Genomic DNA, 23,899 nt, shown 5'->3' on the forward strand with positions numbered 1-23,899 from the left:
GCGGATCCAACGAAAAACTGTGGTGAAACCGAAGCTCCGGAATTCGTGCTGATGTGAAAAATCCTTGTCTCAGGCGAAGAAGCGGAAAGCTCGGTGACGATAACGCACTCGAAGGTGCTGGATTGAAGTCGAGGTACGACTGGACTGAAAAGTGAAGAGAAAGTATGAGAAGCGCGGATGGTAGACACGCGCTGATTCGGCGACTGCAGGGCGCGGAGCGAATCTACCTACGCTCGCAACGCCACACGTTCCGCACAGTGTCGTACAGGAACAAATCCATTCTAACAGAGTCTGGACGGCTTGAATGACGGATTGCACTGAGAACCTGTGTTTAGGATTGTATGCAATCTGAAACAGAGTGAAATGAAGGAGTGCAGGTTTGCCGGAGATCGGACCGCGGCGTCAGCGTCGTCTCGCCATGAAGTACCGACGCCGCCGCACCATCGTGGCCCTGATCGCGGTCATGGTCATCGCAGTTCCGGTGACGATCGTGGCGGTCGTTCACAACCTCAGTTCCAATATCAGCTCCTCGCCCCTGCGTGCCGGAGAGGAGAGTGCCGTGCCCGAGAAGCTCACGGACGAGACGAATGTGCTCATCCTCGGTTCGGACACGCGAGATCTCGACTCCGGGAACGCCGAGGACGACGGCAGCACCGGCGAGGGCATGGGTGTCGAGGACGGCGGGCACGGAGCCGCCTCTTCGGGATACGGCACGGCCGAAGGCGCTCGCAGCGATGCGATGATCCTCGCCCACATCTCGGCCGACACCTCCCGCATCGATGCTGTTCAGATCCCGCGAGACACGATCATGGACATCCCCGCCTGCACCGACACCGGCTTCGGAGCCTCGAGCGCCGTCCACGGAATGATCAATTCCGCCCTCAACTCCGGTCCCGCCTGCTCGGTCTCCGCTGCCGAAGCCCTGACCGGCGTGCGCATCGATCACTTCATCGAGGTGAATTTCGACGGTTTCGCGACGATCGTCGATGCCCTCGGCGGGATCACCGTCGATCTCGACGAACCGCTCAAGGACTCCAAGGCCCAGCTCGACCTGCCTGCCGGTCACCAGACCATCGACGGCAGCGATGCCCTCGCGCTGGCTCGCACCCGCCATGCCGTCGGCGACGGCAGCGACATCTCCCGCATGGGCAATCAGCAGATGGTAATGGAATCGATCATCGACCGGGCCAAGAGCGCGCAGGTCCTGTCACGTCCCGACCGCCTCTACAGCTTCCTCGACGCCGTCACCTCTTCGCTGAGCGTCGACGAAGAACTCGACTCGGTTTCGGCATTGGGTTCCTTGGCCTCGACGGTCTCCTCGGTGCCCGAGGACGCGATCACCTTCGCGATCATGCCCTGGACGAAGGCTCCTGAGGACCCCAACCGGGTCGTCATCGCCCCCGAGGCGGATGCTGTCTTCACCGCCATCGCCGAGGACGAACCGATTGTGGACCTCGCCCTGGACTGAGTTCGTGACAATACAGAGTGCGCGGAGCATGCCGTCCAGGAGAAATGCCAACCCCGTCCAGACATCATTCATCCTCGGCTCCTAGACTGACCCGCATGTCTACGATCGAAATCACTCAGGACAACTTCGAATCGACCATCAACGACAACGAGATCATCCTTCTCGACTTCTGGGCCGATTGGTGCGGCCCGTGCAAGCAGTTCGCTCCGGTCTTCGAACAGGCCGCAGAGGCCAACCCCGACATAGCCTTCGGCAAGATCGACACCGAAGCCCAGCAGCAGCTGGCCGGCCTCTTCGCGATCTCCTCGATCCCGACGCTCGTCGCCTTCCGCCAGGGAATCGTCGTCTTCGCTCAGCCGGGTGCGCTCGCCGCACCGCAGCTCGAGCAGGTCATCACCGCCGTCAAGGGCCTCGATATGGACGAAGTCCGCGCCGAACTGGCCAAGCAGGACGCTGCCGCCTCGACCGAGGCCGCGGACGACGGCCCCGATTCCATCCCCGCCGATCCGGGCGTCGACCAGTGACCGAATCCATCGCTGTCCCGGATTCCGTGGCGGCCTGGGAAGAGCGCTACTCCGAATCTGACGACCCCGTGTGGTCGGGCAGCCCGAATGAAGCCCTCGTGGCCCTCGTCGGTGACATGGCGCCCGGCCGCGCCCTCGACGTCGGCTGCGGAGAGGGTGCCGATGTCGTCTGGCTGGCCGAACACGGCTGGGACGCCACCGGAATCGATCTGTCGACCACGGCCATCGACCGTGCCCGCAGGGCCGCCGACGACCGCGGAGCGAAGGCCGACTTCGCCGTCGCCGACATCTCCACCTGGGCACCGGAGTCCGCATCATCGGAAGACGCCGATCGCCGAGGCGGCTTCGACCTCGTCACCGGATTCTTCCTCCACACCCGGTTGCCCGACACCCGGGAAGAGCTGCTCGCCCGGGTCGCCGAACATGTGGCACCGGGCGGTGCCCTGCTGCTCGTCTCCCATGCCACGATGCCGCCGTGGGCGGCCGAACACAATGAGAAGCTCGACCACGGGATGGACCACCACCACGAACCGGTGAGCCCGAACGGAGACTTCGCTCTGCTCATCGGTGCCAGCCCCGATCGCTGGGAGATCGAACTCGCCGAGACCCGGACCCGACAGGTGACCTCACCGGACGGCGAACCCGCCGAACTCGATGACGCCATCCTGCTCGCTCGCCGGGTCTGAGCCGGATCCTTCCCGGGGCCTGAACCCAAGCTCTTTCCGCCTGAGCCGAACGGTCGTCACCGACCGCTCGACTCAGGCGGTCTCACCTTGCAGGACGCGGTGATTCCACTGCGGCTCGCCTGATGCATTTTCCGCATGTGAGGGTCTATGGTTGAGCCATGGCTCGGTTCAGCTTCCTCGAGTGGCCGGTACTCCGGCAATTCCGCACCTCGGACAAGACGGGACGCGGAGAATCTGTCGTGTCCCAGAAGACCCGAGACACCACCCCGCGCACGGCTACGGCCGATAAAGTCGTCCAGTCCGTGTGCCCCTACTGCGCCGTCGGCTGCGGACAGAAGATCTTCGTCAAGGATGACAAGGTCGTGCAGATCGAAGGCGACCCGGATTCGCCGATCTCGCGTGGACGTCTCTGTCCGAAGGGAGCCGCCAGCGAACAGCTGGTCAATGCCAACGGACGCGTCACCGAGGTCCTCTACCGCGCTCCGCGTGCCAAGGACTGGCAGAAGCTCGATCTGAATACGGCGCTCGACATGGTCGCCGACCGCTTCATCGAAGCCCGCCGCAACCATTGGGAGGACGTCGACGACAAGGGACACCCCCTGCGTCGCACGATGGGCATCGCCAGCCTCGGCGGGGCGACCATCGACAACGAGGAGAACTACCTCGCGAAGAAGCTCTACACGGCGGCGGGCGCGATACAGATCGAGAACCAGGCGCGCATTTGACACTCCGCCACGGTTCCCAGTCTGGGAACCTCGTTCGGGCGAGGCGGCGCCACACAACCCGTCCAGGATATGGCGAATGCGGACTGCATCATCATCCAGGGATCCAATATGGCCGAGTGCCACCCCGTGGGCTTCCAATGGGTGACCGAGGCCAAGGCCCGTGGTGCCCGCATCATCCACGTCGATCCTCGTTTCACCCGCACCACTGCGATCGCGGATAAGCACGTCCCGATCCGGGCGGGCTCGGACATCGTGCTCCTCGGTGCGCTCATCAACCGTGTGCTCAGCGACGGTGCGTACTTCGATGAGTACGTCCGCGCGTACACCAACGCGACGAATCTCATCAGCGAGAACTATCAGGACACAGAAGACCTGGACGGACTCTTCTCCGGGTTCGACCCCGAGACGAACTCCTACGACAATTCGACCTGGTCGTACCAGACCGATGAGTCGGGGGCGCCCATCACCGATGAGACCCTGAGCGACCCGCGCACGGTCTTCCAGATCCTCAAACGCCACTACTCGCGCTACACGCCTGAGATGGTGGCCGAGAACTGCGGCATCAAACCGGAAGACTTCGAATACCTCGTCGAGTCGGTGACCCGGAATTCGGGGCGCGAACGCACCACGTGCTTCGCCTACGCCGTGGGCTGGACCCAGCATTCGCTGGGCGCCCAGTTCATCCGCACCGCCTCGATCCTCCAGCTGCTGCTGGGCAACATGGGTCGTCCCGGCGGCGGCATCATGGCCCTGCGCGGACACGCCACGATCCAGGGTTCGACCGATATACCGACCCTGTTCAACCTGCTGCCCGGCTACCTGCCGATGCCCAGCGCCGGAGTCCATGAGACCTTCGACGACTACGTCAAGGCGGTGGGCACTCCGGAGACCCACAAGGGCTTCTGGGCGAACGGACGCAGCTATGCCACCAACCTGCTCAAAGCGTGGTGGGGCGATGCCGCCACGCCGGAGAACGACTTCGCCTACGACTACCTGCCGAAGATCAACGGTGCCCACGGCACGTATCAGACGCAGGTCCGCATGCTCAACGACGGTGTCGACGGGTACTTCCTGCTCGGCCAGAACCCGGCCGTCGGCTCGGCCAACGGGCGGATGCAGCGCATGGCGATGAGCCACCTCAAGTGGATAGTCGTCCGCGACTTCCGTCTCATCGAATCCGCCACCTGGTGGAAGGACGGCCCCGAGATCGCCAGCGGTGAGCTCAAGACCGAGGACATCGAAACCGAGATGTTCTTCATGCCCGCGGCCAACCACACGGAGAAAGCCGGCACCTTCACCCAGACGCAGCGTCTCGTGCAGTGGCGGCACAAGGCCGTCAACCCACCCGGCGATGCGCAGAGCGAACTCGACTTCTTCTTCGAACTCGGCAAACGGGTGCGCGAGAAGCTGGGGGACTCCGACGATCCTCGTGATCGTCCGCTCCTCGACATGACCTGGGACTACCCGGTCGATGAGGAGGGTGAGGTCGACGCCGAATCCGTGCTGGCCGAGATCAACGGCTACTACGTCGGCGGTGACAAGGACGGACAGCCGCTCGATAACTTCAATCAGATGACCGACGACGGCACCACCGCAGGCGGCTGCTGGATCTACGCGGGAATCTATTCAGGCGGCGAGAACATGGCCGCCCGACGCAAGCCCCGAGCCGAGCAGGACGAGACCGCCGCCGAATGGGCCTGGGCCTGGCCGGCGAACCGACGGATCCTCTACAACCGCGCCTCTGCAGCACCCGACGGCACACCCTGGTCGGAGCGGAAGAAGTTCGTGTGGTGGGACGAAGAGACCGGAAAGTGGACGGGCAAGGACGTCCCCGACTTCCCGATCGACCGGGCACCCTCGGCCCGCTCGGATCAGCCCTACGGCGGACCCGCCAACCTCGACGGGGACGATCCGTTCGTCATGCAGGCCGACGGCAAGGGCTGGCTGTTCGCGCCCAGCGGCATGGTCGACGGGCCGATGCCCACGCACTACGAGCCGCAGGAATCCTCGGTGGCCAACCCGCTCTACGAGCAGCAGTCGAGCCCGACACGACTGGTGATGCGCAGGGAGGACAACCTCTCGGCCCCGGCCGCAGGCAATCCCGGTTCCGAGGTCTACCCGTACGTGTTCACGACCTACCGGCTGACCGAGCACCACACCGCAGGAGGAATGTCGCGGTGGCTGCCCTACCTCTCGGAGCTGCAGCCGGAGATGTTCTGTGAGATCTCCCCGGAGCTCGCCGCCGAGGTGGGACTCGAGCCCTACGGATGGGCGACGCTGGTCTCCCCGCGCGCCGCCATCGAGGCCCGCGTGCTCGTGACCCGGAGGATGACGCCGTTGACGGTCGGCGGGAAGACCATCCACCAGATCGGCCTGCCCTACCACTGGGGCGTCGGCGGAGACGCCACGGTCGAAGGTGACTCCGCGAATGATCTGCTGGGCGTGACGATGGACCCCAATGTGTTCATCCAGAACAGCAAGTACGTGGCCGGCACGATCATTCCGGGACGCCGCCCACGGGGTCCGGAGCTCGTCGACTTCGTCGAGAAGTATCAGCGTGAGGCGGGTCTGAGCCCGGAATCGGGCAATCAGCTGGTCACGGTCTCCGATGACGTCGTCGCCGAGTCCCTGGCCGCGGACTCTGCGGCCAGCAAGGGCGGGCATCCGCATCGCGGTGGGGACTCCGCCGTGGGTGTCACCCCTGGGCGCACCCTCGGAGACGAAGCCGTCGACAGTGCCGATGATCGCACGGGCCGGGTCGATCTTGGACCCACCGACAGCGTGGACCAGAACCCGACCGAGACCGTGGACGCGAACCGCGCGGACGATGGGGACCCGACCGATGGCGACCCCGACCGCGGTTACATCGGCAAGGATGCGGACAAGGCTCAGCAGGGCAACCTCGGCGAGGGTGCCCAGACGGATACGGTGGACAACACAGGAAACGAGGAGGAGGACTGATGTCGACATCGACCGTCGGGAACGATGCCGTTGCGGATGGGCACTGGCACGGTTCCGCGCACGAGCGCAAAGGGTTCTTCACCGATACGTCGATCTGCATCGGCTGCAAGGCCTGTGAGGTCGCCTGCAAGGAGTGGAACAACAATCCGCAGGACGGGACCTACGAACTCCTCGAATCCTCGTATGACAACACGGGCAGCCTCGGGGCGAACACCTGGCGACACGTCGCCTTCATCGAACAGGACTCCGAGCGGATCGAAGCCGCCCGCGAGTCGGGGCGGAAACTCGTCAACCTCGGTATGCCGACGATCCGTCCGCGCACGGATGAGTCGGCAGGTGCCCAGCCGCTCGGCGGTGCCCTCAGTGCGGCAGCGGATGGGTCTGCCGGAAGCGGAGGACTGCCCTCGACCCCACCGATGGGCATCGATCTGCTGGCACCCGGCGCCCTGGAACCGAGCGATCCCGAGGACATCGCCAACCTCGACACGACGCCCCCGGACACGGCGGACTTCCGCTGGCTGATGTCCTCGGACGTGTGCAAGCACTGCACCCACGCCGGCTGCCTGGACGTGTGCCCCACGGGAGCGCTCTTCCGCACGGAATTCGACACCGTCGTCGTGCAGAACGACGTCTGCAACGGCTGCGGAACGTGCGTGGCCGGCTGTCCCTTCGGCGTCATCGAGCGCCGCGATGACGGCACGATCAACACACCCACCGACCGTGATCGCAGCGCCTCGGACATGGACGTGCCGGACAAGAACACGGCCAACAAGTGCACCCTGTGCTATGACCGCCTCGTCGATGGGCAGGAACCGGCGTGCGCGCAGACCTGCCCCACGGAATCGATCAAATTCGGCGACCATGACGACATGGTCGACAAGGCTCACGCCCGCGTGGCCGATCTCCATGCGAAGGGTCTCACCGAGGCTCGCCTCTACGGCGCGAACCCGAACGACGGGGTCGGTGGCACCGGATCGGTCTTCCTCATCCTCGACGAGCCCGAGGTCTACGGGCTGCCGCCGGATCCGCGTGTGCCGACGAAGGACCTGCCGAAGATGTACGCCAATGCCGGCATCGCGGCGCTCGGCATGGTCGCCGCCGCCGGACTCGCCTTCCTCGGGAGCCGCCGTTGAGCACGTCCGAATATGACTCCTACCGTCCACCCGAGCCGGAAGGCGGACGCAAGAAGCGCCGCCGAGGCGGTCGGCCCGGTGGCGGTCGTGGTGGACCGGGTGCCGGTGGTCGGCGAGGCGGTGGCTGGAAGAACCGCGGGGCCGAGGGCAACCGTGAGATGCCGATGGTCGAGGACGTCGAATTCACCTCCTACTACGGTCGACCCATCGTCAAGGCTCCGCCCTGGGGCGATGAGATCGGGCTCTACCTGTTCCTCGGCGGTCTGGCCGGTGGCTCGGCCCTCTTGGGTCTGGGCGCACAGTTCAGCGACCGTCCCGGTCTGCGCATCGCTTCACGGATGACAGCGATCACCGCAACAGGAATCGGGGGAGCGGCGCTCGTGGCCGACCTCGGCCGGCCCGAACGGTTCCTCAACATGATGCGCGTGTTCAAGGTCAGCTCCCCGATGAGCCTGGGCACCTGGATCCTCTCCGGCTTCGGCGTCGGTTCGGGCGTGCTGACCGCCATCGAAGTCGATCGCCTGACCGGTGAGAAGCTGCTGCCGCTCGGCCCCCTGCGCCGCGTGCTCCACGCCCTCGAAACGCCTGCCGCCATCGAGTCAGCGCTCTTCGCCACACCTCTGGCCGCCTACACGGGCGCGCTGCTCGGCGATACCGCGGTTCCCACCTGGAACGCTGCCGGTCGCAACGGACTCTCATATGTGTTCGTGGCCTCGGCATCGATGGCCGCCGGGGGAGCGGGAATGGCGCTGGCTCCGATCCGCGAGACCGGTCCGGCTCGTCTTCTGGCGCTGACCGGTGCCGCCGGTGAGATGGTGGCGATGGATCAGATGAAGAAGGGCATGCACCCCGCCGAGGTCGATCCGATGGAAGACGGCGAACCCGGCCACAAACTCCACCGGGCCGAGAAGCTGCTCCTTGCCGGTGCCGCCGGTGCCGCCGCCGTCGAGGTGGGGGCACGAGTGTTCGCGAAGAAGCTCGCCGGTAAGACTGACGCATCGAGTGGTGCCTTCGGTGCCGGGGGCAAGCGGAGCTGGAAGACGAGGACGGCGCTGCGTGCGCTCTCGGTCGTCTCCGGTGCGGCACTCGCCGCCGCCTCGGCGTACACCCGCTTCGGGGTGCTCGAGGCCGGCATCGAATCGACGAAGGATCCGCGTCACGTCGTCGAACCCCAGCGCGCTCGCCTCGAGGAGCGTCGGGCCCGCGGCATCACCGACGACTCGATCACGACAGGGTGGTAGGGGCGCTGGCTGGCAGACGACGCTGAGGCCGATGCCGCCGGACCCCTCACCCGCAGCGACATAACCTCCCGGTGCACCGCTGCGCTGTGCCGCTAACGGTGTGTTGTGCCGCTATCGGTTCGCTGTGCGGTCAGCGGTGTGTCGTGTCGCTGACGGTGTGAGATGCTCCGGGTGTTGTGCGGGCAACAGCGTGGGATGCCTGCACGGCCGGCAAGACGGGTTGCAAAACACAGCATGTGCAGTAGCGTAGGAAATCTATGAAGAAGCTGCTCCAGGATCGTCAGAGCGTCAGACTCGGTGTGTTCATGGCGCTGCTTTTCCCGTTCATCTATTTCGGCATGAGCCTTTTGGGCTTGGGCAATGACGCCTTCTCCTGGTGGGAGGCACTGCTCGTCGGCCTCGGGAACGGTGTCCTCTTCTGGTTCTTCTTGTCCAGCTTCCGACAGTTCCGCGACGAGGACGTCACTCCACGCAGATGACCGGCGTCACCGCACGTGCACGCCCGAGCCGATGGTGATCTCGCCGATGATCGGGTGGCCGGGCAGTTCACCGACGACGAGCAGTCCGCCTGAAGTCTGCGCATCGGCGAGGAGGAACAGCTCGTCCTCGGTCACCGAGTCGTCGGCGGTGAGGTTCGGGCGCACCCAATCGAGATTGCGCCTGGTTCCGCCCGAGACATAACCATCGGCGATCGACTCATCGACTCCGTCGAGGCGGGGCACCGCGGCCGCGTCGATGACGGCACCGACCCCGGAGGCCCGAGCCATCTTGAACAGGTGTCCGAGCAGGCCGAACCCGGTGACGTCCGTGGCCGCTCGCACCCCGGCCGCGACAGCCGCCCGGGCAGCATCGGCATTGAGCGAGGTCATCGTGGCGATGGCTTCGTCGAAGTTCTCACCGGTGACTTTGTGCCGGTTGTTGAGGATGCCCACCCCGATCGGTTTGGTCAATGTCAGGGGAAGTCCCACCTCGGCGGCATCATTGCGCATGAGCTCATCGGGGTGGGCCACCCCGGTCACGGCCATTCCGTACTTCGGCTCGGGATCGTCGATCGAATGCCCGCCGGCGACGGGGCAGTTCGCCTGCGCCGCGACGTCGAGCCCACCGCGCAGGACCTCGGTGAGCAACTCCATCGGCAGCTTCTCACGCGGCCATCCCACGAGGTTGATCGCCGTGACCGGCGTCCCGCCCATTGCATAGATGTCCGAGAGTGCGTTCGCCGCAGCGATCCGACCCCAGTCGTAGGCGTCGTCGATGACCGGTGTGAAGAAGTCCGCTGTCGAAAGCACCGCGAGATCCTCGCGGATTCGCACCGCCGAGGCATCGTCACCGTCGTCGAGACCGACGAGAACATCCGGACCCGGCTGCCCGACCAACCCGCGCACCGCGTCCTCGAGCTCGCCCGGAGGAATCTTGCAGGCGCACCCTCCACCATGGGCGAATGAAGTCAGGCGGTCATGAATCGCAGTCATACCCGGAGACTAACACCGGTGGCGACGGGCGAGCACCTGCCGCCACCGTCTGAGGGCGTCGAGGTTGTCCCCGGCTGAGCCTCAGTGACTCCGGCTCGATCGGTTCGTTCTACGCGCCCGAGACATCCGGGCGATGAGGAGCCCGCCGATGACGAGCATGGCGCCGAGCCCGGCCGTCAGCAGGACCGGGCCACCGGTACGCGGAAGGTCGCCTCCGCCGCTGGCCTCCGAGCGGCCCCCGGACGTTCCGTCCTTCGCCGTGTCATCTGCGTCTGCGGAACCTGCGCCGGAGCCGCCATTGGCGGACGTGTTGTCGGAGCCATCGTCGTCAGAATCCTCGTCCGACCCGCTTGCAGTATCGTCGCCGTCCGCGTCTGCGCCGCTGACCTCGTCACCGCTGCCGTTCTCGGACCCATCGTCGTCTCCGGGACCGGGCGGCGGCTCCTCGCCGGCCACCTCGACTCTCGCCTTCGTTGTCTTGCCGTTGACGGTGACTTCGAGTACCGCGGTACCGGGGTTCTCTGCGGTGATCTCATGCGTGGCCGGGTTGACGCGGATGACAGCGGAAGCCGCCTCGGCGCCGGTGATCGACGTTCCCTTGGTCGCACTCTGCGCTGAAGCCGAGCCCGAGGAACTGCCCGTCGCCACCTGCATCGCCGTCTCTTCTCCGGAATCGATGACGACACCATCCCCGCCCCACTGGGCGGTGGCCGGCCAGCCGATGGGCACGGTGCGCTCGCCCTGTGTGAACTCGGCCGAAATGCCCGCGGACTGCCCGGGAGCCAAGGAGCCGGGGGCATCGAGGGAGATCTCATCGACGCGCGGTTTGGTCTCCGCGGCCAACCAGCCCACGCGATCGGCAGTGCTCGGGTTCTCGCCGACCTCGCCCGCACCGGGATCGATGCCGAGCATCGTCCAGCCGGTGAACCCACCGGTCGACGGAGTGCCTGCAGGACCCTTCCCGGAGTTGCCGTTGATGAGGTAGGAGACTCCTTCAACGGCAGAACCGTGGAAGGCGCCCACATGACCGTTGACCACCGCGGCGGACTTACCGCTGTCCCTGCGGAACTCGCCGAGCTTCTTCTCAAGCTCTGCGGCCTCGCGCCGATCGGCGAGCTGACTCGTCTTCGACGGCAGCGGATCCTGCGGCGGGTGGTGGAAGAACACGGAGATGCCGGTGAGGTAGTCACTGTCGGCCACCTCGTCGAGGGCGTCCTCCAGCTCCCTCAGCTGCGCATCATCACTGCCGTTGAGGGAGCCGGCAGACGAGTTGAGCGTGACCACCTTCGTCCGACCGAGGTTCCTCTGGGTCGTCGGTGCGCCGAATGCGGACTCGAAGTTCTCGATCTCACCGCCCATGATCTCGTGATTGCCGGGCACGTAGACGTAGGGGATCGAATCGTCCCACTCCGCATCGAGGATCGTCTCCGCCAGCTCGAAGTCGGCCGGCGAAGCTTCATCGACGAAGTCGCCGTTGATGACGAGCAGGTCGGGATCGGCCGCGCGAATCTCCTTCAGCGTGCGTCGGGCGCCCTCGACCGACTCCGAATCGGGGTCGGTGGCGACGAACTGCGCATCGCTCATCACGGCGACCTGCTGAGGGCGGCCTTCGACGGTGCCGCTGCTCAGCAGCGCCGGATCATGCGGGGCCTCGTCCGCAGGCTGCCGGCTCTCGGGAGTCGAGATCGCGCGCAGATCGGCGATGGAGATCTCGCCCTTGTACTTCTCGGCCGAGCGGGTCTCCATCAGCCGTATCCGCTCAAGAGTCAGCGGCTGAGACAGTCCTTCAGGGACCTCGAAGCGGATCTTCTGCCACCCCTCGAAGGTGATGTGGTCGCCGTCGATATTCGTGCTTGTTCCGTCGGCGGTGCTCACCTGCAGCCGGGGCCAGGGTCCTGTGCCATCGCCGCGGACCATCATCTCGAAGGCCACGGTGTCACCGTCGAGCTTCACCGGTTCCTTCGGGATGAGGTAATAGCCGCGAGTCGCCGAGGAGGTCGAGAAGTCATAGCTGAGATCGAGGCTCGGCTGACCGTCCTCGGTCGGCTCACCCACGGAGAACGAACCGGTCGCCCTGTCCACGCCATCAGTGAAGACCGAAGCTTCAGCGAAGTCGAGAGCCTGCTTCGACTCGGTGCCGACGGTGACGGGGATGGACGTGGAGACGTCCCCGACCGTTACCGTCACCGAGCCGGAAGCATTCGCGTCACGGCCGGAGATGACGAGTTCGCCCAGGCCATCGCTGTCGACCTCGATGCCCTCATCGGCGTCGACGTCGATGTCGGGGGTTTCGATGAGTGACCGTCGGCCTTCGGAGTCGTACCCGGTCAGGGACACCGAGGCGGAATCCTCGGTGTCCTGCAGGCTGATCGTGCGGGCACTCGGCCACAGTCCGACCGGATCGCCGAGCACGTCGAGATCGGTGCGTGCGGTGTGCCCGTCGACCGCGTAGCTCACCCGCCCGTTCCCGGTCTGATCTCCGGTGACGCGCGCAGAGGAGTCGTCCGATTCGGCGACAGAGACCCCGCCGTCGGCAGAGAAGCTGCCAGAGGCGGCGATGGGCTCGAGATTGGCGCCGAGTCCCGTGCCCTCCACGGTTCGGCCCAGGCCCTTGAGGACCGTGTTCTGACCTTCGAGGCTCGGCTCGATCTGCGCATCGCTGAGAGTCTGGGCGGGGGCATCGGAGTAGAAGACCAGCGCATTGCCGACGGTGCGCTGCTCTCCGTCTGAGGGCTCGTTCTGCACCACCGGTGCGTCCTTGCCTGCGGTGCGGGCCAGCATCGTCGTCGACCCGCCGCCGTCGAGGTTGACGGCATTGTGGGCGCCGATGTCGGCGAAGAACTCGCCCATGTCCTCGAGGCTCATTCCGCCGGAGTTCTCGGTGCGGCCGTCGATCGTGGTGACGAAGAGTTCGGAACCATCCTTGCTGATGCCCACGGCTGTGCGCGGGTGTGCGGTCTCCTCGAGGTCGCCTTCGCCGAGCTTCGGCACTTCGCCGTCCTCGAGAATCTGATGACTGCCGGCCAGGCCGAGGTCGACGTCCTCACTCGGGCTGATCTCCACATCGACCTCATCGCCGACCTCGAGTTCGGCCAGTTCCTTCGCTCCGGAATCTCGGCCCAGGAGCACCTGTCCGTCTTCGGGGATCTCGGGGTCGCCCGCCTCGTCGACGATTCCCGAGGTCTCCGTGACGGTGCCGTCGACGACGGTGACACGGGCGATCTCCGTCGCCATCGAATCGGGACCGCCCACAGGGCGGTCGAGCGTGTAGTCGCCCCAGGCTTCGTTGTAGACGCCGATCGCGTCCGGCGACAGATCCGGATTGTTGAGGCCGACGAGAGCCGTCTCTTCGCCGTCGTGGGTCAGTGTGCCCGCAGCCGACAGCATCTGCACGGCAGCTTTCTGCCCTTCGACGGTGAGCGCTGGCTGAGGTTCCTGAGACCCGATTCGCATTCCTTCCTTCGACACCGAGGTGTAGATGGGGGCATAGGAATGATTGATGTCGAAGAAGGTCCCGTTCACTGCCGCGACCGCCTTCTTCCCGTCCGGTCCCGTGCCCATGATCTCTCCGGTCGTGCCCTTGTCGGCCACGGTGCCGGGGTCGCGGACGTCGAGGGACAGCGAGTCGGTGGTGAGGTCGGCGGTGAGCACATTGCCGTTGTTCCAGCCCCCACTCTCAAGTCGCGAGAAATTCGTGAGCTCAAGCCCGGGTGCGACGCGTTTCGTCTCCGAGGAGCGCAGCGCCGAGTCGTCCCCGCCCAGGTCCTCGTCGCTGGGTGCTGCGGCGAATGCCGGCGCCGAGGCAGGGTCCGGCATTTCCGGAATCGCTGCCGTCGGAGCCACGAGAGCTGCGAGGATGACCAGAGTGGTCAGCATGCCCCGGATGGGGGAGAGGCGGGGGGCCTCTCGGAGTGGGGCGGGGGCCGTGCTGAAACGGGCGCAGTGACGCGATGAAGGCATGACGACTTTCCGGAAACGAGGTCGGGGACCTTGTCACCTTAAGTCGTTCATGACAACCGCTGAGCAAACCCTGAGTGAACTCAAGCCTAAGTTCCGCTCCTGGTCAGAGCGCTGCGGAAGGGGGTGTGCACCAGAAGCGGCGGACAGCGAGCGGTCGCGCCGGGAGGGCGACGTTCGCGGCGACCAGGCGGCCGTCAGCTCGCGACTCGGTGGGAGCGGGCGCACACCGCGGGGTAGGATTCTTCGTGGAGGCGTCCGTGTCCTGGTGGGCGCCCTGGTCTTCAAAACCAGTGAGACCGAGCATCTCGGTCTGGCGGGTTCGATTCCCGTCCGCCTCCGCCACAGTCCACCCGTTTCGCCGGCGGACGCGAAGGCAGGCGAGAGCAGCGCGCCACCGGTTCGCGCCCGTGCGTCGGCACACCCGAGGAGGCCCCATGGTCGAGTCCGACCCGCGTCGCAGCATACCGCGCACGGACCTCCTCCTCGCCTCACCGGACATCATCGCCGCAGGTGAACACCTCAATCAGGCGACGGTCAAGGCGATCATCACCGAAGTCCAGAACGCCGCCCGCAATGGTGAGATCCCCGTCGCCGAGGTGACCCCCACCCTCGTCTCCACGCTTCGTTCCCGTACGGCTTCCTCCCTGACTCCGGTGCTCAACGCCACCGGCATCCTCGTTCACACGAACCTCGGCCGCGCACCACTGTCACCTGCGGCAACGCAGGCCGTCACCGAAGCAGCCGGATACGTCGACGTCGAAATGAACCTGGCCGGCGGCAAACGCAGCAAACGCGGAACCGGGGCGAAGACCGCCCTGCTGCGAGCCTGCCCTGCAGCTGGGGACGCCCTCGTCGTCAACAACGGTGCCGCCGCCCTGCTGCTTGCGGTCACGGCACTGCGAGGCCGCGGCGCCGCATCCGGGACTGTCGGGTCGACTGCCACCGCCGGTTCAGCTGCCGGCAGTCCCGACGAGATCGTCATCAGCCGCGGTGAGCTCATCGAAATCGGTGCCGGCTTCCGTCTCACCGACCTCATGACCACCACCGGCGCCCGCCTGCGTGAAGTCGGCACGACGAACCGAACGCACCTCTCCGACTACGCCGAGGCGATCGACGCGACCACATCGAGTCTGCTCAAGGTGCATACGAGCAACTTTCGCGTCGAAGGATTCACCGCCTCCGTCGACGTCGCAGAACTGCGCACTCTCGCCGACGAACACGATCTGCCGCTCATCGTCGATCTCGGCTCGGGCCTCTTCACCCCCGATCCCTCACTCCCGGCAGAACCGGACATCGACACCGCTCTGCGTGCCGGTGCCGACCTCGTCATCGTCTCCGGCGACAAACTCCTCGGAGGACCTCAGGCCGGACTCATCCTCGGCCGCGCCGAAGCGGTGCGGGCGGTGGCGAAGCACCCCCTGGCCCGAGCGCTGCGGACCGACAAACTCACCCTCGCCGCGCTCGAAGCAACGATCACGCACACCGCGAACCCCGTCCACGACGCCCTCCACATCGACCCGGATCACCTGCGCAGACGCACCGATTCCCTCGCCGAGGCGGTCGGAGCGAAGGTCGTGGCCCACGACGGACGCGTCGGCGGCGGGGGAGCCCCCGGCGTACCGCTGCCTGGTTGGGCAGTGGAACTTCCCGAAGCCTGCGCCGCCGCACTGCGGACCGGAGACCCCGCGATCGTCGCTCGCACCCACCAGGGGCGCTGCCTCGTCGACCTGCGATGTGTGCCCGAGGCAGACGATGACCGCATCGCCGCCGTAGTCCGGCGGGTGCTGACCGCGGACCACCTCGGCGAAGAATCTCACGACAACGATGCCTGATCAGAATCCGCACCCCGACACCTTCGTCATCGCCACCGCCGGGCACGTCGACCACGGCAAGTCCACCCTGGTCAATGCCCTCACGGGAATGGAACCCGACCGGTGGGCCGAGGAGCGCAAACGCGGCCTGACGATCGACCTCGGCTTCGCGTGGACGACTCTGCCCTCGGGTCGGGAACTCGCGTTCGTCGACGTCCCCGGGCATGAGAAGTTCCTCGCGAACATGCTCGCCGGCCTCGGCCCGGCACCCATCGCCTGCTTCGTCATCGCCGCCGACAAGGGCTGGCAGGCCCAGTCGAGCGACCACCGTGACGCGATCGCCGCGCTCGGGATCACCCGCGGCCTCGTCGTCATCACCCGTGCCGACCTCGCCCCCGACACCATCGAGACCACGAAATCCCAGGTCAGCGCCCAACTGCGCGGCACTCCACTCGAGCACGCCCCCATCGTCACGGTCTCCGCCACGACCGGGGACGGTCTGCCCGAACTCATCTCCGTCCTCGACGAGGTCACGGCCGCGGCCGAGCCCGCGGACACCTCGGCGCGGGTGCGGCTGTGGGTCGACCGCGCGTTCACGATCAAGGGCGCGGGTACCGTCGTCACCGGTACGCTCACGGCCGGGACGCTGCGCACGGGCGACACCGTCGATCTGGTCGGTGAGACGATCGGCCGGACCGTGACCGTGCGCGGACTGCAGTCGAAGAACTCCACCACCACCGAGGCGGTCCCGCAGGCCCGCGTCGCCGTGAACCTGCGCGACACCCCCGCCGAGGATCTCCACCGCGGCGACGCCCTGCTCACCCCCGATGCGTGGCCGGTCGTCGACGTCATCGACGTCCGCCGCACCATGGGCGAGGACCTCGACGCGGGTGTCCGCGAACTCATGGCCCACATCGGCACGGCCGCCGTTCCCGCCCGACTGCGAGGCTTCGACGCCGACCACGCCAGGCTCACCCTGGAACGGCCTCTGCCGCTGCGGCTCGGTGACCGGATCGTGCTGCGCGCGCCGGGCAGCCGCAACGTCTTCGCCGGCCTCGTCGTCCTCGACGCCGACCCGCCCGAACTCTCACGCCGGGGCGCCGGTGCCCGCCGCGGACGTCAGTTGGCCGAGCGTCCGGTCGAGGGGGACATCCTCGCCGAGGTGGCCCGCCGCGGGGCCGTCGAACGCACCGTCCTCGTCCGATTCGGTCTGGAAGTGTCGAGTGATTCCCGGCCCGAGGAGGTCGAAGCCGTGGGCGGATGGCTCGTCCACACTCCCGCGCTCGCCGCCTGGGTCGAAACCGCGAGGACCCTGGTCGGCCGCGAACTCACAGCCCGACCGATGGCCGCTGGAGTCCCCGTCAAAGCCGTTGCCGAAGCACTGCGGCGAGGCGTCGAGACAGCCGACAGCGCTCGCAGCGCCGCAGCGAAGACACCGACGAAAGCACGCCTGCCCCTGCCCGAAGGCGCGGCCGCGGCGACTCGCACCCTGCTCGGCGAGATCATCTCCCGCGCCGGCCTCGAAACCGTTGACGGCATGGTCCGGCCGCCCGGCCACGCGGCGGATCTCGGACCCGCCGAAGCCGGACTCGTCGAACTCGAACGACGTCTCGCCGCCGATCCGTTCTCCGCCCCGGAAGCCGATGACCTGCGCGAACTCGGTCTGGGAGCGCGGGAGCTCGCGGTCGCCGAGAAGGCCGGACGGGTGCTGCGCCTCGGCGACGGAATCGTCGTCTCCCCACGCACCCCCGCCCAGGCGATGCGTGAACTCGCCGGTCTTGAGCAGCCGTTCACAACGAGTCAGGCCAGACAGGCGCTGGGCACGACGCGGAGGACGGTCATTCCGCTGCTCGAACACCTCGACTCGCGCGGGTGGACGCGTCGTCTCGACACCACTCACCGCGAGGTCGTGCGCTGAACCCGTGACCCATGCGGTGGTGGGCCGCCTCGGTGAAAGTCTGCGATCTGTACTACGATCATTTCGGAATGATCGTTCGCGTCCCTTCGGGCGCTTCTGTCGATGGTATGGGTGATAACAGACCGCGGTGATGGAGCCGCGGTGCCGCTTGATCTTGCCTTGACCCCACCATGCCACCATTCGAAACCACCACAGGAGCAACCATGTCGAACTATCGCGTCCAGAATCCCGCCACCGGTCAGACCGTCGAAACCTTCGCCGAGGCGACCGACACCGACATCGACAACACCGTCGCTGCCGCCCACGCCACCTACCTGACCTGGAAGGACACCGACATCCAGGAGAGGGCGGGAATCGTCCGCCGCGCGGCCGAGATCTTCCACGAACGCAAAGACGAACTTGCGCGCACGATCTCGACGGAGATGGGCAAGTCCTATGAGGAGTCCGTCGACGAGGTCGAGTTCGCCGCCGACATCATCGAGTACTACGGCGTCCACGGCCCCAGCCTGGCCACGGACTACCAGATCCCGAGCACGATCCCCGGAACCGCCCGCATCGAGGCCCTGCCCATCGGCGCGCTGCTCGGCGTCATGCCCTGGAACTTCCCGTACTACCAGGTGGCCCGCTTCGCGGCCCCGAACCTCGTGCTCGGCAACACGATCATGCTCAAGCATGCCGATATCTGCGGCCGTTCGGCTCTGCTCATCGAGGAGATCTTCCTCGCGGCGGGTGTGCCCGAAGGCGGCTACTCGCACCTGTTCGCCAACCACGACCAGATCGCTTCGATCATCGCCGACCCCCGCGTCCAGGGCGTGTCACTGACCGGTTCCGAGCGGGCCGGAGCGATCATCGGCGCGCAGGCGGGACAGAACCTCAAGAAGGCCGTGCTCGAACTCGGCGGCATCGACCCGATGGTCGTCCTCGACGCTTCGGATGTCGCCGCGGTGGCTCGTGAAGCCTGGGAATTCCGCACCTACAACGCCGGCCAGGTGTGCAACTCGAACAAACGGCTCATCGTCATGGACGACATCTATGAGGAATTCGTCGACGAACTCGTCAAGCTCGGCACCGGTCTCAAGCCCGGAGACCCGGCGAAGCTCGGTGACGACGAGTACGTGCCGCTGTCATCGCGGACGGCGGCCGAGACGGTCGACGCCCAGGTGAAGAAGGCCGTGTCCGAGGGCGCCCGGGCCCTCGTCGGCGGGGAGCTGGGCGAAGGACCGGCCGCCTACTATTCGCCGACGGTGCTCGTCGACGTGCCCCGGGACTCCGAATCCTATGGCGAGGAGATCTTCGGACCGGTGGCCACCGTGTACAGGGTCTCCAGCGATGAGGAGGCCCTCGAGCTGGCCAATGACTGCGCACTCGGGCTCGGCGGATCGGTCTTCTCCACCGACGAGGCGCGCGCCGATCGGGTCGCTGCAGGTCTCGAGGTCGGCATGACGCATGTCAACACCATCGCCGCCGAGGCCGCCGAGATCCCCTTCGGCGGGGTCAAACGCTCCGGCTTCGGCCGTGAGATGGGCCCGATCGGCATGGGCGAATTCGTCAACAAGCGCCTCCACTTCGTCGCGAAGTAGGCCGCGGCCGATTCTCCGCGGTCTCCTAACTGTGGTCACCTATGCCCTAGGTGCCTACAGTTAGGAGACCGCCATGCTTGTCATCACACCTCGGTAGAATGATGGGCGTGACGGCGACGGGGGCGGGTGACGGCCATCAATTCGATATCATTCGGTGAGCTTCTGCGAGAGTGGCGAACCAGACGGCAGCTCAGCCAACTCCAGCTGGCCACGCGCGCCAGTGTGTCAACGCGCCACCTCAGCTACCTCGAGACGGGACGGTCACAGCCGTCGCGCACCATGATCGAACGTCTCGCAGGCTATTTGGATGTTCCGCTGCGCGAACGCAATCAGCTGATGCATGCCGCAGGCCTGGCACCGACGTACCCCGAGCGTGGACTCGACGCGCCCGAATCGCTGGCAGTCAGCAGAGCACTGCAGTCGATCATGGATGCGCACTTGCCCTTTCCCGCACTCCTCCTGGACCGCTGGTGGGATGTCGTCGACCGCAACGCTGCGACCGACTTCCTGCTCCATGGCTGTGCGGCTCACCTGGTTGAACCCCCGATCAACGCGTTGCGGCTGACCCTGCATCCTGACGGTCTGGCCCCTCGTATCACCAACCTCGGCCAGTGGCGCTCGCACCTGCTCACCCAGGTACAGAGCAGGTCCGAACGTGATGGTGATGCCCGGCTCCATGAGCTTGCGGCGGAAGTGGCCGCCTACCCAGGTGATGACGTCGGTCGTCCAGTGCTCACCGATGTCGTCGTCCCACTCGAACTCAGAGTCGGTGGCGCAGAGCTGCGCTTCTTCAGCATCTCCGCCGCGGTGGAGTCAGCAATGGATGTCACCGTCGACGAACTGCGCATCGAGGCCTTCTACCCGGCCGACGAGACCACCAGAAATGCCATTCTCGGCATGTCATAAAGGCAGAGGCCCCTGTTGGCTCCTGGATAAATGACCTGTGAGGTTATCGACAACGGCCGCTAGAGGGACAACGCTTAGATGACCAAGGCGGCCATCGCCTCAACCATCAAGGATGTCCACCATGCACTCGCTTGCACAGCACTGGATCACGAATGTCATCCTCCACTCACCCGTCGCACAGACCCTCGCAATCTCGGTGCAATCGGCGGAGATCGATCACGTCACTCTCGCGATGCCGTATTCCGAAGAACTGACGACTACACCCCAAGTCCTTCACGGAGGCGTCATCGCGACTCTGATCGATACCGCAGGAGCCGCCGCCTTGGCATCCGGAATCTCACCCGATGACAACGCTTCCGGTGGCGCTACAGCAAATCTCACGGTGAACTATCTCGGCGCGGCCAAAACTGACCTCACTGCGACGGGAAAGGTTGTGCACCGGACTCGTTCGGCGACTCTCACCGAAGTGCACGTCACAGATGCGCAAGGGACTCTGGTGGCAACCGGACAGGTCAACAGTCGGGTCTTTCGGGATCGGTCCGCAGCGTCTCGGTGATAATGTCCTCCATCGCCGAGGCGGTCAGTTCCCTCCACTGCCGATGTGGCGGTGCGGACGGGATTCGCGCTCCGCGGACCTTGGCCAGGGCCAACTCGGTGATGGGAGAATGCTGAGGGAACGTGTCGAGGGCTCGGAGCCGACGGATGAGGTCCGGACTGCGACACCATTCGTCGGCGATGATCGCCACGGAGACCCCGGCGGGCGGCGTTGCGATCATCAAGGATGCGCAGGTCATCATCTGATTCGGCGGAGTCAAGCGCTCGCGCTTCGGCCGCGAGATCGGCCTGATCGGCATGGGCGAATTCGGCAACAAGCGCCTCCACTTCGTCGCGAAGTGGACAGGCTAGTGCGTCACTGATCGCCTAGTTGCACTTATAAGTGAAACGTTGGTATCGTTGTTCTCTAGATATAGAAGTGAACCCGGGAAGGGGTGACTATGTCAGCACTAGCTTCTTCCGAGCGAATTGCAATCAGCGATCAGACTGTGAAGGATGCCCAAGATACTGTCATACCCAGTGAAGCGTCGCTTGTGCTTCGTTTCGCAGGTGGAGAAGAGGCGGAACTTCCGGCCAGTATCCAGAGGACACTATTGCATGCTCTGAAGCTGATCGCGCAACAGGGCTCCGTTTCTATTGGGCAGCTTCCGACGGAGCTGACCAGTACAGTAGCAGCGGATCTGCTCAGCATTTCACGGCCGACCCTGATGAAATGGGTCGGTGAAGGCCGAATCAGTTCGTTTAAGAAAGGCTCACATACGCGTTTCAGCAGAGACGAGGTATTGGATCTTCGAGAGCGTAATGTGGCTGCTCGCCGGTCTGCTTTCGACGAACTGCGTCAGCTGGATGAGGAGCACGAAGAGTTCCTCACTGACTGAGACGAATCACTGACTAGCTGGAGGGGGAGTATCCACTCCAGCTAGTCTGTTTCTATGCCCCAGCGAGTGTTTGTCGATGCCAACATCTTCTTTAGTAAGACCCTCCTTGATTGGATGTTTCATTTGAGGCAGGCCAACGAAGGTATGTTTCAACTTCATTCGACCGAGGATGTTTTTGCCGAGGTGCTGGCAAATATGCGCAAAGAACAGCCCGAAGCGCCTGGGCATCGGACTCGTCACCGTCTCGAACTCATACGAGCTTGTGTCGACGAGGTGGTACAAGACTTTCCGGGCAATGTTGAGTTCACAGGTGAAGACCCAAATGATTACCATGTTCATGCGGCGGCGCTGGCAGCCCGCTCTGACCTTGTAGTCACGTCCGACCGTCCGACCGGAATCACGACTACACCGGATTCCCAGCCATATGAGGTCATTTCTCCGGATGATTTCTTCATGCTCGTGGTCGACTCTGCGCCTTCATGCCTTCGCCCGATAGTCCGTGACCAGTTCGAGTACTGGAAATCCAAGCCGAAATTCCGACAGCTGGACGAGGCTCTTGACAGGGCTGGATGTCAGCAGTTTGCACTGCGCGTTCGTGAAGCATTGAGCAACATAGCGCAAACCGCCTATTGAATCTCGTCAGTGCAGAACGACATCATCACGTAAATGGATCAGTTCTTGCCCGCGGTCTGTGCGTTCATGAGTATGTCCTCCATTGCTGAGGCGGTCAGTTCCCTCCACTGCCGATGTGGCGGTGCGGACGGGATCCGCGCTCCGCGGACCTTGGCCAGGGCCACCTCGGTGATGGGGGAATGCTGAGGGAACGTGTCGAGGGCTCGGCGACCTGCCTCCTCCTTGCCGATGATTTCGCCGGTCATCAGCGTGTGGTGCATGCGGGCGGGGCCGAGCACGCACCACACGACGGTGCTGGCGGCGAGTCCCCGCGGGGACGTGAGAATGCGGCGGACCAGAGCCCGAACACTCCGTAGCGGCCGAGCGCGGAGCCGAGCCGCCAGGGGAGACCAGTACTCTCGCAGATTGTCCGTGACCCATGGACGCAGTCGATCCGGTTCCGGGTTGAGGCACCACTCGGTGAACGCGCGGCCGCGGACGACGATGCCGCCGTCGACGAGTTCCTTCCAGACGACAGGGTTGACGTCGAACGCCCGGTTCGCCTCGAAGATCTCACCCGTATGCGAAGCGATCGGACGGATGCCGGTGACGGGCCGCGTGAGGTCGGACTTCCAGATGAACGAGACGTTGCAGCAGGCGCTGAATCCCCGACCACGTGCTGCGCGCAGAGCCAGTCGCGGAAGCTGCGAGAGGTGGAGAAGCCGCAGCCGGACGATGAGATCACGCCGATCCCGCCAGTCATCACCGATCACGGCGACGATGTCGATATCACTGCGATTCGGTCGATAGGCCCCCAGGGCAACCGACCCGGCCACTGCGGCCGCGATGACCGCGCCGGGAAGCAGACGGTCGGCCACCCCGAGATACGACTCGATCGCGCGGGAGACCTCGGTGGGCAACGTCATCGCCATGGGGCAACGGTGCTGTCAGGAATAGGAGGGTTTGTCGACGCTGGTCACCGTGGTCAGCAGGAAGGCGCAGTCCTCCAGCGCCAGCACCGAGTGGCGCTCATGGGTGAGGATCCACAGTTCGCCGGCCCCGAACTCCCCCTGCATCTCCTCGCCGAGTTCGACCCGGATGCGTCCGCTCAGCACCTGGATGCTGGCGGCAGGAGGCGAGTTGTGAGCGGGAAGTCGCACTCCGTCTGCCAGAGCGATCACTGTCTGGCGCAGCTCGCCATCGTGAGCGACGAGTTCGGCACTGCGCCCGTTCTCGTTGTCCCGTGCCTGGGCCACATGGGTGTCGGTGAGCTTCTTGAGATCAGCCACGTCAGTCCTCCGCGTCATCAGAATGTGATCCACGATACCCGACCGACCCGTCAGGGCACCTGAGAGCAGCGCAATCGTCACTCGGTGGTCTGTTCGACCGCGAGGGGAATGTGTACGGTGGGACGCATCGGCGAGGGACATCCGCTCACCGAGCATCTGGTCTCCATCGGGTTGGGAAGG

General features: G+C 65.4%; 17 protein-coding genes, 1 tRNA gene and 1 pseudogene. 15 read left to right on the plus strand and 4 right to left on the minus strand.

The window, feature by feature from the left end; all coding sequences use genetic code 11:
- The first annotated feature begins 379 nt into the window (after window positions 1–379).
- From ACQE2J_RS01035 to ACQE2J_RS01065, 7 genes and pseudogenes are all read left to right on the plus strand, one after another.
- On the plus strand, window positions 380–1,468 hold the full coding sequence (locus ACQE2J_RS01035; protein ID WP_240689576.1) for an LCP family protein: 1,089 nt from the start codon (window positions 380–382) through the stop codon (window positions 1,466–1,468).
- 95 nt (window positions 1,469–1,563) lie between these two features.
- Window positions 1,564–1,992 carry a thioredoxin gene (trxA, locus tag ACQE2J_RS01040; RefSeq protein ID WP_135537738.1) on the plus strand — a complete coding sequence of 143 codons (429 nt, stop codon included), beginning with the start codon at window positions 1,564–1,566 and terminating at the stop codon, window positions 1,990–1,992.
- Window positions 1,989–2,678, plus strand: a complete 690-nt coding sequence (locus ACQE2J_RS01045; RefSeq protein ID WP_425119076.1) for a class I SAM-dependent methyltransferase — start codon at window positions 1,989–1,991, stop codon at window positions 2,676–2,678. The genes trxA and ACQE2J_RS01045 overlap by 4 nt, the downstream gene beginning before the upstream one ends.
- 158 nt (window positions 2,679–2,836) lie before the next feature.
- Window positions 2,837–6,004: pseudogene (gene fdnG, locus ACQE2J_RS01050) on the plus strand (formate dehydrogenase-N subunit alpha); the annotation flags it as partial.
- Window positions 6,005–6,363: 359 nt separating this feature from the next.
- Window positions 6,364–7,497, plus strand: a complete 1,134-nt coding sequence (locus ACQE2J_RS01055; protein ID WP_426936909.1) for a 4Fe-4S dicluster domain-containing protein — start codon at window positions 6,364–6,366, stop codon at window positions 7,495–7,497.
- Window positions 7,494–8,738 carry an NrfD/PsrC family molybdoenzyme membrane anchor subunit gene (nrfD, locus tag ACQE2J_RS01060; RefSeq protein ID WP_426936910.1) on the plus strand — a complete coding sequence of 415 codons (1,245 nt, stop codon included), beginning with the start codon at window positions 7,494–7,496 and terminating at the stop codon, window positions 8,736–8,738. The genes ACQE2J_RS01055 and nrfD overlap by 4 nt, the downstream gene beginning before the upstream one ends.
- 257 nt (window positions 8,739–8,995) lie before the next feature.
- Window positions 8,996–9,217: a hypothetical protein gene (locus tag ACQE2J_RS01065; protein WP_135537743.1), complete on the plus strand. Its 222-nt coding sequence runs from the start codon at window positions 8,996–8,998 to the stop codon at window positions 9,215–9,217.
- Window positions 9,218–9,223: 6 nt separating this feature from the next.
- Here the strand turns inward: ACQE2J_RS01065 and selD are convergent, their stop codons facing one another.
- Together selD and ACQE2J_RS01075 are read right to left on the minus strand one after the other, a co-directional pair.
- Window positions 9,224–10,210, minus strand: a complete 987-nt coding sequence (selD, locus tag ACQE2J_RS01070) for a selenide, water dikinase SelD (protein WP_426936911.1) — start codon at window positions 10,208–10,210, stop codon at window positions 9,224–9,226.
- A gap of 81 nt (window positions 10,211–10,291) precedes the next feature.
- Entirely contained in the window at window positions 10,292–14,086 is a 3,795-nt protein-coding gene (locus tag ACQE2J_RS01075) for a phosphodiester glycosidase family protein (RefSeq protein WP_426936912.1), read from the minus strand.
- Window positions 14,087–14,417: 331 nt separating this feature from the next.
- Here ACQE2J_RS01075 and ACQE2J_RS01080 point away from each other — a divergent pair.
- From ACQE2J_RS01080 to ACQE2J_RS01115, 8 genes are all read left to right on the plus strand, one after another.
- Window positions 14,418–14,512 (plus strand) — tRNA-Sec (locus ACQE2J_RS01080).
- Between the two features lie 92 nt (window positions 14,513–14,604).
- On the plus strand, window positions 14,605–16,002 hold the full coding sequence (gene selA, locus ACQE2J_RS01085) for an L-seryl-tRNA(Sec) selenium transferase (RefSeq protein ID WP_426936913.1): 1,398 nt from the start codon (window positions 14,605–14,607) through the stop codon (window positions 16,000–16,002).
- Entirely contained in the window at window positions 15,995–17,899 is a 1,905-nt protein-coding gene (gene selB / locus ACQE2J_RS01090) for a selenocysteine-specific translation elongation factor (protein WP_426936914.1), read from the plus strand. The genes selA and selB overlap by 8 nt, the downstream gene beginning before the upstream one ends.
- Before the next feature lie 203 nt (window positions 17,900–18,102).
- Window positions 18,103–19,479 (plus strand): NAD-dependent succinate-semialdehyde dehydrogenase, encoded by a 1,377-nt coding sequence (locus ACQE2J_RS01095; RefSeq protein ID WP_135537747.1) that lies wholly within the window; start codon window positions 18,103–18,105, stop codon window positions 19,477–19,479.
- Window positions 19,480–19,605: 126 nt separating this feature from the next.
- The gene (locus tag ACQE2J_RS01100) at window positions 19,606–20,385 is read left to right on the plus strand and encodes a helix-turn-helix domain-containing protein (RefSeq protein ID WP_135537748.1); all 780 of its coding nucleotides are present in this window, start codon (window positions 19,606–19,608) and stop codon (window positions 20,383–20,385) included.
- A gap of 121 nt (window positions 20,386–20,506) precedes the next feature.
- Window positions 20,507–20,941, plus strand: a complete 435-nt coding sequence (locus ACQE2J_RS01105; protein WP_167854337.1) for a PaaI family thioesterase — start codon at window positions 20,507–20,509, stop codon at window positions 20,939–20,941.
- A gap of 439 nt (window positions 20,942–21,380) precedes the next feature.
- Entirely contained in the window at window positions 21,381–21,818 is a 438-nt protein-coding gene (locus ACQE2J_RS01110; RefSeq protein ID WP_135537750.1) for a helix-turn-helix domain-containing protein, read from the plus strand.
- 54 nt (window positions 21,819–21,872) lie between these two features.
- On the plus strand, window positions 21,873–22,451 hold the full coding sequence (locus tag ACQE2J_RS01115; protein ID WP_135537751.1) for a PIN domain-containing protein: 579 nt from the start codon (window positions 21,873–21,875) through the stop codon (window positions 22,449–22,451).
- 38 nt (window positions 22,452–22,489) lie between these two features.
- On the opposite strand, the gene ACQE2J_RS01120 is transcribed toward ACQE2J_RS01115, so the two are convergent.
- The gene (locus ACQE2J_RS01120) at window positions 22,490–23,362 is read right to left on the minus strand and encodes an aminoglycoside adenylyltransferase domain-containing protein (protein ID WP_426936915.1); all 873 of its coding nucleotides are present in this window, start codon (window positions 23,360–23,362) and stop codon (window positions 22,490–22,492) included.
- A gap of 15 nt (window positions 23,363–23,377) precedes the next feature.
- Window positions 23,378–23,719 carry a cupin gene (locus ACQE2J_RS01125; RefSeq protein WP_135537753.1) on the minus strand — a complete coding sequence of 114 codons (342 nt, stop codon included), beginning with the start codon at window positions 23,717–23,719 and terminating at the stop codon, window positions 23,378–23,380.
- Between the last annotated feature and the right edge of the window lie 180 nt (window positions 23,720–23,899).

Source organism: Brevibacterium sp. LE-L, assembly GCF_050214925.1.
Classification (GTDB): Bacteria; Actinomycetota; Actinomycetes; order Actinomycetales; family Brevibacteriaceae; genus Brevibacterium.

Bases quoted from the DNA above. Each gene is read 5' to 3' on its own strand.
- ACQE2J_RS01075 (WP_426936912.1), bottom strand. From the start codon at position 14,086: ATGCTGACCACTCTGGTCATCCTCGCAGCTCTCGTGGCTCCGACGGCA.
- selB (WP_426936914.1), top strand. From the start codon at position 15,995: ATGCCTGATCAGAATCCGCACCCCGACACCTTCGTCATCGCCACCGCC.
- ACQE2J_RS01065 (WP_135537743.1), top strand. From the start codon at position 8,996: ATGAAGAAGCTGCTCCAGGATCGTCAGAGCGTCAGACTCGGTGTGTTC.
- ACQE2J_RS01120 (WP_426936915.1), bottom strand. From the start codon at position 23,362: ATGGCGATGACGTTGCCCACCGAGGTCTCCCGCGCGATCGAGTCGTAT.
- ACQE2J_RS01115 (WP_135537751.1), top strand. From the start codon at position 21,873: ATGCCCCAGCGAGTGTTTGTCGATGCCAACATCTTCTTTAGTAAGACC.
- ACQE2J_RS01095 (WP_135537747.1), top strand. From the start codon at position 18,103: ATGTCGAACTATCGCGTCCAGAATCCCGCCACCGGTCAGACCGTCGAA.
- selA (WP_426936913.1), top strand. From the start codon at position 14,605: ATGGTCGAGTCCGACCCGCGTCGCAGCATACCGCGCACGGACCTCCTC.
- ACQE2J_RS01110 (WP_135537750.1), top strand. From the start codon at position 21,381: ATGTCAGCACTAGCTTCTTCCGAGCGAATTGCAATCAGCGATCAGACT.
- ACQE2J_RS01055 (WP_426936909.1), top strand. From the start codon at position 6,364: ATGTCGACATCGACCGTCGGGAACGATGCCGTTGCGGATGGGCACTGG.
- selD (WP_426936911.1), bottom strand. From the start codon at position 10,210: ATGACTGCGATTCATGACCGCCTGACTTCATTCGCCCATGGTGGAGGG.
- trxA (WP_135537738.1), top strand. From the start codon at position 1,564: ATGTCTACGATCGAAATCACTCAGGACAACTTCGAATCGACCATCAAC.
- ACQE2J_RS01105 (WP_167854337.1), top strand. From the start codon at position 20,507: ATGCACTCGCTTGCACAGCACTGGATCACGAATGTCATCCTCCACTCA.